Below are 14,322 nucleotides of genomic sequence, written 5' to 3'. Positions count from 1 at the left end.
CCGCGGCGTCAGTCTTCTTTTGTTTGTTCAGGCAACATCGATACGAGCACTTGGTCAACACGTTTGCCGTCCATATCGACGACCTCGAATCGAAGACCATATGCTTCGACAACGTCTCCCCGTTTTGGGAAATCGCCGAGCGCATAAATAACAAGTCCGGCAAGAGTATGATACGAGTTACGCCCTTCATCAAAACGATTGTCTCGAATTCCGAACGTCCGCTTCAAATCCTCAATCCCGAGCAAACCATCGGCCAAGTACGAACCGTCTTCACGGCGCACGACTTCCGGTGTCTCTTCTTCAATCATCACTTCGCCGACGATTTCTTCTAGAATATCGAACAATGTGACCATCCCGAGGAATCCGCCGTACTCATCGAGCACGAAGGCGATTTCGACGCCATTCTTTTGCATCATCTGCAACACTTGGCTCGCTTCTCGCTGTTTTGGGACGATGAGTGGTTGTTTGATTCGCTTCAAAATTTGTGAGGGCTCCCGAAGCGTCGATAATGTCAAAATGTCACGGACATCGATATAACCGACGAACTCGTCGAGCGTATCGCGCCCGACCGGGAGTTTATTGTGTTTACTCTCATAAATCGATTTCTTGATATCGTCCATATCGTCTTCAAGGTCGACCCATTCCAGCGTCGTCCGCGGTTGCATCAATTCATAAATCAGCTGGTCATGGAACGCAAACACACGCTCGACCTGCTGCACTTCCTCGTGTGCGAATGCCCCTTGCTGGGCTCCTTCGAACAAGAGTTGCTTGATTTCGAGCTCGGTCTCACCACTCGACTGCTCCGCTTTCAAGCCAAGCAATTTGAAAAGGAAGAGTGTCGACTTCGACAAAATCCAAATGAACGGTCGCATCACTTTACTAAATAAGTCGAGTGCCGGAATGATCGCCATCGTGACTTTTTCCGGAGCCACGAGCGCAATCCGTTTCGGCACGAGCTCACCGATGATGAGCGACAAATACGTAATAATCGTGACGACGACGACGTAACCGACGGTCGGTGCGTACTGGGGACTCATGCCAAGATTGGCGAACACATCGGCGAGCGGCGCCGAGAAACGCGCACCCCCGTAAGCCCCGTTGATGATCCCGATCAACGTGATTCCGACTTGGACCGTCGATAACAGGTCGGTCGGATCTTTTGAATACTTGAGTGCGATTTCGGCACTGCGTTTACCACGGCTCGCCTCGACTTCAAGTTTGGCCGGTTTGGACGAGATCAGTGCGATTTCCGTCATCGCGAAAATCCCGTTCAACACGATCAAGAATAAAACGATCAGTAAATCGATCACTATGGAAGAATCCACTGTTTTCATCACCTCTGCGTATATTTCGTACTACAATCTCATCATATCAGAGATTTGTTATTCACCTGTACCCGTTTCACTCGAGAAAAAAGCCCCTTCAACGTGAAGTGGCTTCGGGTGCGGCTTCCTGATGCAGGGCCGCCGCTTGAGATTGTTTGAAGACGATGACGCCTAAGAGCAACACCATCAACCCGATGACCTGCCCTGGGGACAGTGACAACTGTTGCATCCCGAACGCTCCCGTTAGGTCGACGGCGAGCGCCCATATCAACTGAGATACGAGAATGATGGACACCGATAGCGTCGGTCCGAGCAATTGAATGCTTCGCATCACACAGAAGACGACACCGACCCCGAGCAACCCACCGAGCGCGTATATCGGCGAGATTTCGAATACGCCGTGAACATTACCACCGAACAAAGCGAGTGGGACGAGCGATCCAAGCAAGCCGACGATGAAGACGAGCACCGTTGTCGCCCATGCCCCCAGATGGGCGTTCATTTTGGCATTGACTGCAGCTTGTACACTAATGAATGCGCCGGCTACCGCCGAACAGATGATTCCTACTATCATGAGTTGCCTCCTTATTCGTACAACATGCCATTGGCACGTTCTTTTAATCGAGCCGCATCTAAAATCGTTACTTTTGTCCGCGTCTTTTCGACGAGCCCTTCATCCGCGAACGATTGTAACGTCCGATTCAAATGACGATAACTCGTCCCGAGCCATTCCGCCACTTCTTTCCGTTTCAACTGACTCATCTCGTCTTGGAACAAGTCGTTCCCTGATTCGCTGAGCGAGACGAGATATCCCGCCAATCGTTCTTCAAGTGTCGACATGAGATGGTTCGACGAGGCATTCGCCTCGATGAACAGTTTCTCAGATACGCCGCGCAGAAGATGCTCCGTGAACTCGATCGTTCGGTTATGCGTGCGGAGCACATCAAACGGCACGCGCAGACAGGTTACTGCCCCGACCGCCTCGACCGTGTGGAGTACGTTGCGTCCGCTGGCGTATTCGATATCCCCAATCAACGTCGGGGCCATCTTTAAACGGAGCAAGCGCAACTTGCCTTCCTCGCTCAACGTATAGATTTTGACACGCCCTTCTAACACGACGAAGAGAGACTCGATCGGGTTATCGTTCGTGCAGAGCATCGCTCCGGACGGATACGTCACAATCGTCGATGCCTCTAATGTTTGTTCCGAGAACAGGTGGGCCCACCCGAGTCGTTCTAGTGCTGCCTCTACTTTCATCCGTCTCCCCCTTACGTGAACGTGTAAATGCCAATCCCGGCGACCATCAAGGCAAGTCCTGTGAGCTGACCTTGGTTGAGCGGTTTCCGTTTCACACCAAACCATCCGTTCACATCAATCAAAAACGCCCCGATCAATTGGGCGACGAGCAAGACGCAGATCGCCCAAGTCACACCGAGCTGTTGAATAGCGGTCAGTTCTCCGAAAACGACAAACACCCCGAACAGACCGCCCAAGCTATAGTACCAAGGTACGCGCCGAAACGCCGTCATGTCTGCATCCCGCTTGAACGCATAAATGAGAAGAGCAAGTACAAGACCAACGAGGTGAACGACCGTGACCGACATCCATGCACCGACCGCGTAGCCGAGCTTGGCATTAAAAATCCCTTGCAATGCGATGAACGTGCCCGAAAGCACGGCAAATAACAGACCCATCCGATTTCCTCCTATCTCCTCGTCTGACTTTACGTGAGATGAGAAGGCTTGAAAAGGACATATGTCCGAAAAAAAGACAACTTAGGAGTAACCTAAGCTGTCTGTGGGATTATCCGAGCAATTTGACGATTTCTGCCCCGACTTGTTCTGAAGATTGCGGATTTTGTCCGGTAACGAGACGTTCGTCGACCGTTACGTTGACAGCCCAGTTGTCTGCGCCATCAAATTTTCCACCGCGCTCGCGCATCGCCGATTCAAGGAGGAAAGGTACCGCTGAGTCAAGCTGCATCTCGCGTTCCTCGGCATCCGTGAATCCTGTCACGCGCTTGTCTTTGACGAGCGGATCTCCGTTGCTCAAGTTAACGTTGACGAGTCCAATCGGTCCATGACAGACGGCCGCGACGACGTTTCCGCCTTCATACGCATCACGGATGACACGCTGTAACGTTTCACTGTTCGGGAAATCAACGACCGTACCGTGTCCTCCCGGAAGGAAGACTGCGTCATACGTGTCATCGGCCACTTGATCGAGTCGCGCCGTATCTTTCAACAGGTGCTTCGTGTCCAACACCTCTTGCGGCAAATCGCCTTCTAGGCTGTTCGCATCGATTGGCACGTCTCCACCTTCGATGCTCGCTACTGTGACTTTATAACCTTGTTTCTCGAATTGAAGATACGGTGCAGCAAACTCCTCGAGCCAAAGCCCTGTCGCGTGACCGTTCTCTAATTGATTCGCAGAAGTCGTGACAATCAGTACATGTTTAGACATTGCAAATTCCTCCTTCTAAATTAAGCATACGAAAGAGTTGTTCCCGCTGTGAGTTCATTCAAACCTTGGCACCCGTAATGCTACTCTTTTTTTGACCAGGTCCTATTTTTAGAACGGCAGAAATCCATCCACCATCTATACTGGTCTCATCAGCTGGCAGGAGGGAACGACCGTGATGAAGCATGTACTCGACTGGGGATTTCTTGCCGTCGTCGCTTTGATTGTGTTACTCGTGATTATTGGCGGGTTGTGAAGGAAGTACAAAACAGTTTCACCGAGATGTCACATGTAGGACTGTTTGAAGGAGGGGCTGTATCGGGAACAAACCTACTGTTGTCCTGTCGTCACTGTTACTTTAGAAAGGATGTTGAATATGTCAGAACGCGTATTTATCAGTCCGGCCAAGTACGTGCAAGGAAAAAATACAATCGATCGCATCGGGGAGCACGTTAGCCATTTTGGATCACAGGCTCTCTTGATTGCCGATGACATCGTCTGGCGCTTGATTGGAGAACGGGTGACCGATTCACTCAAGTCGAGCGGCGTGAACGCAGAAAAGGCCGATTTTGTCGGGGAAGCGTCCCGTCACGAGATTGAACGGATCGCCAAAGCGGCAGCAGAGAGCCATACTGCTTTCGTCATCGGAATGGGCGGCGGAAAAACGCTCGACACGGCGAAAGCTGTCGCCGACGAACTCGATGCCCGCATCGTCATCGTCCCGACCATCGCCTCAACGGATGCCCCGACGAGCGCCTTGTCCGTCATCTATACGGATGAAGGAAACTTTGAAAGCTATCGCTTCTATAAAAAGAATCCGGATTTGGTCCTCGTCGATACGAAATTGATCGCCGAGGCCCCGGCCCGATTCCTCGCCTCGGGGATTGCCGATGCGCTCGCGACATGGGTCGAAGTCCGGAGCGTCCTCGCCTTCGGTGGCAAAACGATGGCGGGTGGTGTCCCGACGATTGCGGCGGAAGCCATCGCCAAACGCTGCGAAGAGGTGCTATTCGATTACGGAATCCCTGCTTATGAATCGGTGAAGGCCAAAGTCGTCACTCCGGCACTTGAGTCCGTCGTCGAGGCGAATACACTTCTAAGTGGTCTCGGTTTTGAAAGCGGCGGGCTCGCAGCGGCCCACGCCATTCATAACGGCTTCACCGCCCTCCACGGAGACATCCACCATTTGACGCACGGGGAAAAAGTCGCGTTCGGCACACTCGTCCAACTTGCGCTCGAAGGCCGAACGCAGGAAGAGTTCGACCGCTACGTCGCCTTGTATATGGCGCTCGAGTTGCCGGTCACACTCGAAGACGTGAAGTTGAAAGACGCTTCCCGTGAAGACATCCTAAAAGTCGGTCAAGCGGCAACGGCGGAAGGTGAGACGATTCATAGTGGGTTCGATGTGACCGCTGAACAAGTGGCCGATGCCATCATCGCAGCCGACCGGTACGCTCGTCTCTATCAAAACAAATTGCAGTGAACAAGAACGAGGAACGGCTAGTTGAGCCGTTCCTCGTTCGTTTGTTTTCGCGTGACGAAGGAGAACGCTACCCCGATTGCCATGCAACTGACCGTCAAGACGAAAAACGTCAATTGGTTCGCATAAATGATGTTCGTGAACTGGTTCCATCCTGAGGCGTACGCCGCATTCTCAGAAGCACGGATTCCAGACCGGAGCGAAGCCGCTTGACCGGCGTTGATATATAGACCGATTCCCGCCATCACGAGGCTCCCGGCTAAAAGACCTACTCGTCCCAGGCGATGAACCGATTCGACCGCACGCCGAGCAAGCCGAATCGTAATCCAGATGAACAACAGGACGAACGGCCAACCGATGAGCAAGACGAGCACGTAGGGATTCCCTTCACCCGCCGTTTCTGTATAGGCGGCAGTCATCGTCTCGCCGAGTTTGAATAATACAAACGTTATGAGCGTGATGATGAACCACGCCTTGATCAATTTCTCCATGACAACACCTCACCCCCAGTATAGCAAAAAAACACCATGCGCTTTCGCACACGGTGTCAGGTCAGGCTTTCGGACGGACTGCATAGTAAATCAAGATGACGAGCCATGTCCAAACGCCGGTGAAAATCCCGATAATCCCGACGATAAAGAACCCGAGCGGCATCATCGATTTCGTCCGATCATAGTCTTTCCACATGTTCGATAACCCTTTGATGTTGAAATACAAAAAGGCGAAGAACAAGACGAGCAACAATAACGGTAAACCAAAAATGAGTTCCATACGCTCACTCCTTTCTAGTCTCAACCATTCTCTTACATTCAGTGTACTACTTCCCGCTCTCCATCACATCGGGCTCGCGCAGTACAGGAAGCAGGTCAAGAGGCGGAGACAGTCCTGTTCACTATTCCCCAATTTCTCTTCTTTTCATCCCCTTAAAAACCGGGAAAAGAAGACTATCCAGCAAAAAGGGGGTCTTTCCTGTGAAGCTCATCCGTGTACTCCTCGTCCTGTTGCTCATCTTCCCCACCACGTCCACCTTTGCCGCGACGCCTTCACCTCAGCCAGGCTATACCATCAAGACGACGAAATTGTATTGGCGGGCGATGCAATCGTCTCCGGTCGCCAAGACGCTTTTGACCAATACGCCTGTCCGCTACACGACCTACAACCGAAGCTGGTCGAACGTCTACATCAATGGCACACGCTACTACACTCCGTCTAGTAATTTGAAAGCCGGGATCCCAAAACTTACAGCCACAGAACGGCTTCGACTCGTCAATAAACAACACGGACTATCGAGCACGTATCGCTCTCGTCAACTCGTCACGTTGACCATCCCGACCGTCTATACAAAAGGAAGCGAGCGCACCCTCATGGCCGCTGAAGCCGCTCACGCCCTCGCTCGTCTCTATTATGCCGGTCGAAAAGAAGGACATACGCTGTATGCGCTCAGCGCCTCTCGCTCCTATGCCACGCAAAAATCGCTTTACACGTATTGGGTCAATACCCGCGGTACGGCATACGCCTCAAAATATGTCGCCCGTCCCGGCCATAGCGAACATCAGACCGGACTCTCCGTCGATATGACGAGTGCACGGATGCGGATGGGGCTCTATGCCTCGTTCGACCAAAGCCCTGAAGGCAAATGGATGCTCCAACAGGCACACCGTTACGGGTTCATCGTTCGCTATCCGAAAGGCAAAGAGAAGATCACCGGCTACAATTATGAACCGTGGCATCTTCGTTATGTCGGTGTAAAAGAAGCGACCACAATCAAACAACAAAACTGGACGCTCGAGGACTGGTGGGCGAAACGTTGACGCGAGCATCTCGAGCGATTCATTGAATGCGTTCAAGGTATAATGGACGCGTACGATATCGCAGAGGAGGACATGTGCATGTGGATTGTCATGAACAAGCTAGACGTTGAAAAAGGGAAAGTCGCTGCGGTCACGGCCCGTTTCCAGACGACGAAAGGCATCGAGTCGATGGATGGGTTCGTTCGGATGCAAGTGTTGACCGATACGTCGGACGAGACGAAAGATCAAGTCGTCATCATGACGACGTGGCGCGATGCGGCGAGCTTCGAAAATTGGCGTGATAGCGGAGCGTATAAACATGCCCATAAAAAACGGGACGACGGTACTTCTGAAGTGAAGCCCATCGTCCTTGGAAACACGGTCACCCAATATGAGGTCGCCATCGAGCACGGCGCCTCAACCGATGACGTATAAAATATCTTGCGGCCGGATGATCCCGAGCAAAGGTTCATCTTCTTGTCCTGTCTCGGTAATCAATAAGGCATCGAGCCGAACTCCGTCTTTCATGTTGATGAAATGATGATGCGCCTCGATGACCGACGTCTCTTTCGCGATAAACCGATACCGTCGCAGGTGCGGGTCGTGATGGAGCACGTGCTTGACTTGCACGCCTTCGAGTGACACACGAGGCCCGTCGACCGTTTCGGCGAGCCAACTGGTCACTCCTTTTTTCGTCAATAATCCGCGCCACGACCCGTCATGGTTATAGACCGGGAACTGCGAGTAGTTCTTATCCCGAATCTCACCGAGCACGTCGACCAACGAGTCGTCGGCGTCGAACGTCGTCACGATTTTACGGAACATCGGAATGACTTGACGCGGGTGAAGCAACTCCCGTTCGACTTCAAGAATCAAATTGACAATCGATTCATGCGGTTCGGCGATAATGAAATCCGGCTCACGCCGCTCGTGAACGATGGCGTTGCGCAACTGACTCATCTGATGTAAATCTTCTTTGTAGCGTTCGATAATGGGATTATGTTTGGCGAGACGATTGACCATGTTGCTGAAACTGAAGTGCTGGCCGTCTCCCATCTCGCGACTCAAATGATCCTCGATCCGGTGATACGATGCGATAAATTCTTCTGCACGACTCATATATTCACACTCCTTATCGCCTATATATACCCTATTTTTTTCGGGTTCGAGCAGGAAAGCGTGACCCAATCTCGAATCCACAACTAATCATCTCTGAAATGGAGGGGGTCTCATGGCAACTCCGGTCTCACAAATGACACCGATCCCGAATAAGGACGCCTTCCGTTCCGGCATGCGGGCCGGTATACCGGTCGCTGTCGGCTATATCCCGATTGCCATCGCTTTCGGGCTGCTTGCGAAATCATTCGATATGCCAAACGTCATCACGCTCGCCATGTCATTATTCATTTTTGCCGGCGCCAGTCAATTTATTGGCGTCCAACTGATCATGGCCGGTTCGATGTATTGGGAGATTATCTTGACGACGTTCATCCTGAACTTACGGCACTTCCTCATGTCGGCGTCGTTGTCCCAACGTCTCGAGACGACCTCGAATCGATTTCTGGCCGCCATCGCGTTCGGCGTGACCGATGAGACGTTCAGTGTCGCCTCGACGCGTGACGAGTCGACGCGCGGTCACTTTGTGCTCGGGCTAAACCTAATCGCCTTCTTGGCTTGGAACGTCGGAACATGGATTGGCGTCTTTCTCGCCTTCGGCTTGCCCGCCTCGGTCCAAGCGAGTATGGGCATCGCCTTGTACGCCATGTTCATCGGCCTACTCGTCCCATCCCTTACCCGCAAACCGGTCATCGTCGTGGCTGCAATCGCCGTCTTGACTCAAGCCATTCTCTACTTCGGCGTCTCTCCATTCATCCCGCTGTCGTCCGGCTTGAGTATCATCTTGGCCACGATTGTCGCCGCTGGAGCCGGAGCCTTGCTGTATAAGGAGGACGAAACATGATCAGCCTCTTGTTGCTCGTCCTTGCCATGGCACTCGTCACATATATCCCGCGACTCGTGCCGCTGCTTTGGCTCCGGGACTTGAAATTACCTCCGCTCTTGAAGCGGTTTTTACTCTTCACGCCTTATGCGGTGCTCGCCAGTCTCATTTTCCCGGGCATCCTGCAGGCAACGACCAGTCTTACGTCAGCTTTAGCGGGTGGGGTGGTCGCCGCAACGCTCGCATTCCTTCGGGTCAACTTGATGCTCGTCGTCATCGGCGGCATCGTCGGGGTGTATCTCATTGAAACGTTCCTTTAACAAACAGGTCCGCCCAATTGTAGGGCGGACCTGTTTGTTTAAGCAGAGATGGCCTGACGTCGTAACCTAATGAATACATCGACGAACGCCGGATCCCACTGTGTACCGCGACCGCTCTCTAAAATCGATAGAGCCTTCTCGACTGGCATCCCGTCCCGATATGGACGGTCAGAGGTCATAGCGTCATATGCGTCGGCGATTGCCATGATACGACCGAAGAGCGGAATCTCCTCTCCGACCAACCGATCCGGATATCCGCGCCCATCAATCCGTTCATGATGGGACCGGACACCTGCCAATATCGGTTGTAACGCAGCCGGTAGGGAAATTTGATTCAAAATATGAATTCCGATGGTCGGGTGTTCTTGAATTTGCGCGAACTCATGATCCGTCAGCTTCCCTTCCTTCAACAACACATCGTCACGGATACCAATCTTCCCGATATCATGGAGTAGCGCCGATTTGCGGAGCAGCTCGATTTGTCCGGCCGGCAACTGGAGCGCCTGTGCCAACTCGACAGAATAGGCGGCGACTCGCTCGGAATGCCCGGCCGTATACGAATCCCGGGCATCGAGTGTTGCAGCGAACAAGACGAACAGACTGTTCAACAGTTGCTCGTTTTCCGCATCTCGATACGTGACGTTCGTGACCATCTGATTAAAGCCCGTGACGAGTTGGGCGAACTCATCCGAGTAAGGGTTATCAATCTGATTCAATCGTCCGGCATCTAACGCGGCGACCCCTTCGGTTAATGCACTGATTGGACGTTTGATGTTGTCATACAGCAAAAAGCTGCTAAACGTCGCGACCCCGATGATAACGACTAAAATCACAGCCGCCCACTGCCAGTATGCATCGACCTGATTGACAGTCGACAGTTGCACCCCGGACGCGAGGATGAACAATGCGACCGGGAACACACCGATGACGAGCATGCTGATCAATAGTTTCGTCCGGACGCTAATGGAGCGATACGTCGCTTGGAGCGGCCGCCCATACAAGTTTCCGCTCATCTCCTGCAACTGAAGCAACAACGGTTCAACCGAGCGATAGGTCAAAAAGAATTCAATCAACGCATGCAAGATGGCGATTAAAATAGCACCGAACGCCGCCAAGCCAATCAACCGATACGGCAAGTCAATCCACCCTTGTTCGATGGCGAGTGCCGTCATACTCATCGCCGGCACGGACAAGCCGAACAAATGCGGACCGAGAATCCGTTTCACCGTCAACGTAGGAAAGTGACTCGTTTGATCGAACGCCTGTTGAAGCTCCTCATACGTTGGTGTCTCTGTTTGAAACACACGACGGATCGGCCGGATGTGACGCCGATAAAGAAGCAGTTCAAGCCCAATCATCATCATCCCGGACAGCCCCATGATAGCCAAGAGGATGAGCATCTCCGTCTTGGATAAATCGAGCGTCTGAAAGATGAACAGCCCCCCGACACCGAACACGGCGATGCCTGAACCCCATATGTAATTCATGATTAATGTGTGTTGAAATCGTTGAAACATCTTCGCCTCACTCCTGCCTTTTCGTCGACCTCTTTCTTATTATATCGACTAAAGTGACACTTTTTTACAGAAATACAAAAACGGGCCCCTTTTTAGGGACCCGTCCTTCACCGTTACGGACGACGTGGACCTTCGTTGTCATCAAGTGAACGATTGTCTTGATCTGGTGTGATGTTGTCATGGAACGGGTTCGGTTCTGGACCGTCCACGTTCGTCACGTCAGATTGTGAGGCTTGCGGACGATTCGTTTCACGTTTCAACTCTTGTTTCGTTTGATCCGCTTCACGCTTCGACTGCTCCATACCTTGTTTCGCCTGTCGCTTCGCAGCCTCGGCTTCTTGGTTCATTTGGGTTTTTTCTTGCTCGAGACCTTCTTTTGACACTTCTGTCTCATCGATTCGCTTCTCAGCTTTCTTCAAGTAGCGAGCTGCTGTCTCACGTCCGCCGAGACCGAAGGCAAGGCCGAAGGCGAGCGCAACTGCACCGAGGATGAGCAAGAATGCCGTATTGACGATCATTGGCGCAATGCCAAGTTGGCTGATGGCCATGAAGAAGGCGATTCCAAGAATCGCGTACTTCGCGACGTGGCGCAGGACGCTCGGTTGGCCAGCTCCATCTACGAGCACACTGCCGACGAGACGCTCTGCCATGTTCGCGAGCCAGAAACCGACCGCCAAGATGACGATGGCTGCGATGACCATTGGCAAGTATGCGAAGATGGCTGTCGCGAGCGAAGCCATAAAGTCGAGGTTTGCGACTTGAAGGGCTTCCGATACGAACAACAAGATGATGATGATTTGAACGATTGTTCCGATCACTTGTGCGATCGATGTCGATGACGACGAGCGACCACCGAGACCCATCTTACTAGCGAGTGAGTTGACGCCTAAGTTCTCAAGGAGAGACACGACGACGCCTTTCAACCATTTAGCAAGGAAGACACCTGCGAGAATCAAGACGATGGCCACGATGATATTTGGAATCATTGCCAAGACGTCGTTGAGCATCGAGATGGCTGGATCCGAGATTCCGCGAATATCGAGCGCTTCAAGCGCTGAAATCGTGACCGGGATCATAATCAAGATGAAGACGATCGTACCGACCACTTTCGCGAGACTTGACCCTTTTACGTAGTCTGACAAGTGTAGTTTTTCAGCGAAGCGGTTAAGACCTGCTGCTTCCAAGAACTTCGTCAAGATGTCACGGACGATTTTCGCAACGATATAACCAATCGCGAAGATGAGTGCAGCCGCGACAAGTTTCGGAATGAAGGCGAGGAAACTGTTCAACAAGTCTTCAAACGGTCCGCTGATGCCTTGCAACCCAAGCGCATCAAGCACCGCCGGAAGAGCTAACAATAAGACGAGGTAGAAGACGATATTGGCGACCGTGTCGACCCATTTCGTCTGATTGACGCTCGTCGACTCTTGGCCCGTCTTCTCCATCAACTTGTTCAAGTTGAGGCGATGACCCGCCATTTGAATACCTTTTTTCAAGAGCGTCGCGATAATCCATGCGACGAGCAAGATGAGACCTGCTTTGATGACCCCTGTGATCAACCCAGAGAAGCCAGCATAGATTTGACTGAACGGTTGTGTGATAGCTGGTACGTTCATGAATTCGAAGATGATTAAAAATGCGAGAAGCAATACGCCGAAGAAGACGACTTTCCCGATGATCCGCTCAGGCGTCCATCGTTTCTCCTCTTTACCCGGTTTTCCAGGTTCCCCTTCTGGTTTGACACCGACACGATCGTCGAGGCGTGCTTTGCGAAGCGCTTTGCGCGTCACGTTTTCTAGAACTTTCGCCAAAATGAATCCGACGACAAGAATGAGCAATGCGAGCAAAAGCTCAGGCAGCCATGACATGAACGTGTTGAAATTATAAGTAGTATCGTTCATCTAACATCTTCCTCCCATCTCTTTTTAAAAATGATTTCATTTATTTGACTCTTTGTATAAATACCAACATTTTCATCTACCTAAACCTTGCCATTTCCTATTTCCCGATAAAGACTTGATGGGAAAACAGCTTTTTCAGAAAGCATTCTTAAAGAAAGAAGGCGTGTCTTTCTAGGTCAAATGTGATACGAATTAAAAGAAGAAGTCTTTTTGAGGAGGAAGTAAGATGAACATCGCCCTAATTGCCCATGACAAGAAGAAAGATGATTTAATCGTACTTGTGAAAGCCTACGCTCATGTCTTGGAAAAACACCATCTGTTCGCCACTGGCACGACCGGTAAGCGCATTGCCGAGGCGACCGGATTGCCCGTCCATTGCTTTCAGTCGGGCCCGCTCGGCGGAGACCAAGAAATCGGTGCCGCCGTCGCCCGGGGTGAGATGGACATGATTATTTTCTTCCGTGACCCATTGACGGCTCAACCGCACGAACCTGATGTGAGTGCCTTGATGCGTCTCTGTGATGTCTATTCCATCCCTTTGGCCACTAATATGGGTGGAAGTGAGATTCTCATCCGCAGTATCGAGCAAGGCGATTTTGAATCGCTGACCTTGACCCATAATGACAAACCACCTGTATGAACAACTTATCAAGAAGAAGAGAGGAATTTTTCTGAAACCACACGTATCGAACGACCCGGTCGTTCAACAGTTTTACGATCAAGTCCGTACGCATTTGAACGACCTATTAGATAACAAGCAGCAAGCCGATCGCTTGCTCGACAGTTTAGCCGGCTATATTCAACAGGCGGAAAAGAACGGGCAGCCTCTCGAAGGACTCACGAAACAAAACCCGCACGATTATGCTCGATTTTTAATTGAACAACCGGCGACAAACGAGGAGTACCAACGTCGCTACCATATGATGATTGAGGCGACGGATGAATTGAAACCTCATGAGAAAGCGCAGGCGAATCGGGAATTCGATTGGGCGATTGAGCGGCTCAACGAAGTTCAAGTCAAGCTCCAGGATGTCGAGATGCGTGATGTCTCCTTTTTAGCCTATACGAAAATTGAGGCAATCAAGTCATCTCGTCGCGTCTGGAATCAATTCGGTTGGCTACTCGGTATGATTTTGGCATTCGCCTACGCCAACTTATTGCTTGTGATGGATGATGTGTTCAGTCTGCGCTTGTTCACGGCACCCGCTACGCCTTACCCGCTCGATTATTTCGGCTTCGTCCTCCCTGTTCTATTGACTGGTGCCATCTTTGGCCTATTGACGCGTTTCCGTCACCACTTCCAAACGCTAGGACGACGGATTGTCTTCGCATTGCTCATCATAGCCTTGTACGTCGGTTTCGTGTTATTGACCCAGCCCATCTTGTTCGCACTCGGATGGTCGTTCTTGATTCAATTGACACCTGTGTATGCGCTCATCCTGCTTGCGATCAGCGGATTCATGGCCATGTGGACATTGGTCGAGTTCGTCTGGAAGAACACGCGGTGCCACCTCGGCAATGAGACGTTAATGATTTATTATTGATCACGCCATTCTCTCTAGGAGATGGCGTTTTTTGTTTGAACCTTTG

17 protein-coding genes are annotated in these 14,322 nt (G+C 51.6%); 7 read left to right on the top strand and 10 right to left on the bottom strand.

From position 1 onward, the window contains the following. Positions 1-8: 8 nt before the first annotated feature. From KNP75_RS11645 to KNP75_RS11625, 5 genes are all read right to left on the bottom strand, one after another. The gene (locus KNP75_RS11645) at positions 9-1,334 is read right to left on the bottom strand and encodes a hemolysin family protein (protein ID WP_138860144.1); all 1,326 of its coding nucleotides are present in this window, start codon (positions 1,332-1,334) and stop codon (positions 9-11) included. 88 nt (positions 1,335-1,422) lie between these two features. Beyond that, positions 1,423-1,899, bottom strand: a complete 477-nt coding sequence (locus KNP75_RS11640) for a DMT family transporter (RefSeq protein ID WP_131471707.1) — start codon at positions 1,897-1,899, stop codon at positions 1,423-1,425. An 11-nt stretch (positions 1,900-1,910) separates the two neighbouring features. After that, positions 1,911-2,582, bottom strand: a complete 672-nt coding sequence (locus tag KNP75_RS11635; RefSeq protein ID WP_215190488.1) for a Crp/Fnr family transcriptional regulator — start codon at positions 2,580-2,582, stop codon at positions 1,911-1,913. Between the two features lie 11 nt (positions 2,583-2,593). Further along, the gene (locus KNP75_RS11630; RefSeq protein WP_034780518.1) at positions 2,594-3,019 is read right to left on the bottom strand and encodes a DMT family transporter; all 426 of its coding nucleotides are present in this window, start codon (positions 3,017-3,019) and stop codon (positions 2,594-2,596) included. A 109-nt stretch (positions 3,020-3,128) separates the two neighbouring features. After that, complete coding sequence (locus KNP75_RS11625) at positions 3,129-3,788, bottom strand: type 1 glutamine amidotransferase domain-containing protein (protein ID WP_215190487.1); 660 nt, start codon at positions 3,786-3,788, stop codon at positions 3,129-3,131. Between the two features lie 373 nt (positions 3,789-4,161). On the opposite strand from KNP75_RS11625, the gene KNP75_RS11620 reads away from it, so the two are divergent. Beyond that, on the top strand, positions 4,162-5,268 hold the full coding sequence (locus KNP75_RS11620; RefSeq protein WP_034780513.1) for a glycerol dehydrogenase: 1,107 nt from the start codon (positions 4,162-4,164) through the stop codon (positions 5,266-5,268). Between the two features lie 17 nt (positions 5,269-5,285). Here KNP75_RS11620 and KNP75_RS11615 read toward each other — a convergent pair whose 3' ends face one another. Both KNP75_RS11615 and KNP75_RS11610 read right to left on the bottom strand, forming a co-directional pair. After that, entirely contained in the window at positions 5,286-5,756 is a 471-nt protein-coding gene (locus KNP75_RS11615) for a hypothetical protein (RefSeq protein ID WP_215190486.1), read from the bottom strand. A 61-nt stretch (positions 5,757-5,817) separates the two neighbouring features. Beyond that, positions 5,818-6,036: a hypothetical protein gene (locus KNP75_RS11610; RefSeq protein ID WP_034780509.1), complete on the bottom strand. Its 219-nt coding sequence runs from the start codon at positions 6,034-6,036 to the stop codon at positions 5,818-5,820. A gap of 200 nt (positions 6,037-6,236) precedes the next feature. Here KNP75_RS11610 and KNP75_RS11605 point away from each other — a divergent pair, with 200 nt between their 5' ends. Together KNP75_RS11605 and KNP75_RS11600 are read left to right on the top strand one after the other, a co-directional pair. Next, entirely contained in the window at positions 6,237-7,076 is an 840-nt protein-coding gene (locus KNP75_RS11605) for a M15 family metallopeptidase (protein ID WP_215190485.1), read from the top strand. Between the two features lie 78 nt (positions 7,077-7,154). Then, the gene (locus KNP75_RS11600) at positions 7,155-7,490 is read left to right on the top strand and encodes an antibiotic biosynthesis monooxygenase (RefSeq protein WP_034780505.1); all 336 of its coding nucleotides are present in this window, start codon (positions 7,155-7,157) and stop codon (positions 7,488-7,490) included. Here KNP75_RS11600 and KNP75_RS11595 read toward each other — a convergent pair. Continuing rightward, positions 7,473-8,174: a CBS domain-containing protein gene (locus KNP75_RS11595; protein WP_215190484.1), complete on the bottom strand. Its 702-nt coding sequence runs from the start codon at positions 8,172-8,174 to the stop codon at positions 7,473-7,475. The two genes, KNP75_RS11600 and KNP75_RS11595, sit on opposite strands and share 18 nt — an antisense overlap. A 112-nt stretch (positions 8,175-8,286) precedes the next feature. Between KNP75_RS11595 and KNP75_RS11590 the strand changes: the two genes are divergently transcribed. Next, positions 8,287-9,015, top strand: a complete 729-nt coding sequence (locus KNP75_RS11590; protein ID WP_214709642.1) for an AzlC family ABC transporter permease — start codon at positions 8,287-8,289, stop codon at positions 9,013-9,015. Continuing rightward, positions 9,012-9,314, top strand: coding sequence for an AzlD domain-containing protein (locus KNP75_RS11585; protein WP_138860152.1), 303 nt, complete (start codon positions 9,012-9,014; stop codon positions 9,312-9,314). Before KNP75_RS11590 ends, KNP75_RS11585 begins: the two co-directional genes overlap by 4 nt. Positions 9,315-9,352: 38 nt before the next feature. Here the strand turns inward: KNP75_RS11585 and KNP75_RS11580 are convergent, their stop codons facing one another. Both KNP75_RS11580 and KNP75_RS11575 read right to left on the bottom strand, forming a co-directional pair. After that, the gene (locus KNP75_RS11580) at positions 9,353-10,831 is read right to left on the bottom strand and encodes an HD domain-containing phosphohydrolase (protein WP_034780499.1); all 1,479 of its coding nucleotides are present in this window, start codon (positions 10,829-10,831) and stop codon (positions 9,353-9,355) included. Between the two features lie 113 nt (positions 10,832-10,944). Continuing rightward, complete coding sequence (locus KNP75_RS11575) at positions 10,945-12,732, bottom strand: mechanosensitive ion channel (protein ID WP_215190483.1); 1,788 nt, start codon at positions 12,730-12,732, stop codon at positions 10,945-10,947. 226 nt (positions 12,733-12,958) lie between these two features. Here KNP75_RS11575 and KNP75_RS11570 point away from each other — a divergent pair, with 226 nt between their 5' ends. Both KNP75_RS11570 and KNP75_RS11565 read left to right on the top strand, forming a co-directional pair. Further along, on the top strand, positions 12,959-13,372 hold the full coding sequence (locus tag KNP75_RS11570; RefSeq protein ID WP_034780495.1) for a methylglyoxal synthase: 414 nt from the start codon (positions 12,959-12,961) through the stop codon (positions 13,370-13,372). Next, a complete protein-coding gene (locus KNP75_RS11565) occupies positions 13,353-14,276 on the top strand; it encodes a hypothetical protein (protein WP_251128336.1) in 924 nt (307 codons plus the stop codon). Before KNP75_RS11570 ends, KNP75_RS11565 begins: the two co-directional genes overlap by 20 nt. The last annotated feature ends 46 nt before the right edge of the window (positions 14,277-14,322 follow it).

Origin of the sequence: Exiguobacterium sp. s6 (assembly GCF_018618155.1) — a bacterium.
In the GTDB taxonomy this organism is placed as follows: domain Bacteria; phylum Bacillota; class Bacilli; order Exiguobacteriales; family Exiguobacteriaceae; genus Exiguobacterium; species Exiguobacterium mexicanum_A.
Note: the sequence above shows the minus strand (reverse complement) of the source record. Positions and strands in the feature narration are given on the sequence as shown.

Coding starts and splice junctions, on each gene's coding strand:
- KNP75_RS11645 (WP_138860144.1), bottom strand. CDS start 1,334: ATGAAAACAGTGGATTCTTCCATAGTGATCGATTTACTGATCGTTTTA.
- KNP75_RS11635 (WP_215190488.1), bottom strand. CDS start 2,582: ATGAAAGTAGAGGCAGCACTAGAACGACTCGGGTGGGCCCACCTGTTC.
- KNP75_RS11630 (WP_034780518.1), bottom strand. CDS start 3,019: ATGGGTCTGTTATTTGCCGTGCTTTCGGGCACGTTCATCGCATTGCAA.
- KNP75_RS11585 (WP_138860152.1), top strand. CDS start 9,012: ATGATCAGCCTCTTGTTGCTCGTCCTTGCCATGGCACTCGTCACATAT.
- KNP75_RS11640 (WP_131471707.1), bottom strand. CDS start 1,899: ATGATAGTAGGAATCATCTGTTCGGCGGTAGCCGGCGCATTCATTAGT.
- KNP75_RS11620 (WP_034780513.1), top strand. CDS start 4,162: ATGTCAGAACGCGTATTTATCAGTCCGGCCAAGTACGTGCAAGGAAAA.
- KNP75_RS11615 (WP_215190486.1), bottom strand. CDS start 5,756: ATGGAGAAATTGATCAAGGCGTGGTTCATCATCACGCTCATAACGTTT.
- KNP75_RS11570 (WP_034780495.1), top strand. CDS start 12,959: ATGAACATCGCCCTAATTGCCCATGACAAGAAGAAAGATGATTTAATC.
- KNP75_RS11600 (WP_034780505.1), top strand. CDS start 7,155: ATGTGGATTGTCATGAACAAGCTAGACGTTGAAAAAGGGAAAGTCGCT.
- KNP75_RS11595 (WP_215190484.1), bottom strand. CDS start 8,174: ATGAGTCGTGCAGAAGAATTTATCGCATCGTATCACCGGATCGAGGAT.
- KNP75_RS11590 (WP_214709642.1), top strand. CDS start 8,287: ATGGCAACTCCGGTCTCACAAATGACACCGATCCCGAATAAGGACGCC.
- KNP75_RS11625 (WP_215190487.1), bottom strand. CDS start 3,788: ATGTCTAAACATGTACTGATTGTCACGACTTCTGCGAATCAATTAGAG.
- KNP75_RS11580 (WP_034780499.1), bottom strand. CDS start 10,831: ATGTTTCAACGATTTCAACACACATTAATCATGAATTACATATGGGGT.
- KNP75_RS11565 (WP_251128336.1), top strand. CDS start 13,353: ATGACAAACCACCTGTATGAACAACTTATCAAGAAGAAGAGAGGAATT.
- KNP75_RS11575 (WP_215190483.1), bottom strand. CDS start 12,732: ATGAACGATACTACTTATAATTTCAACACGTTCATGTCATGGCTGCCT.
- KNP75_RS11610 (WP_034780509.1), bottom strand. CDS start 6,036: ATGGAACTCATTTTTGGTTTACCGTTATTGTTGCTCGTCTTGTTCTTC.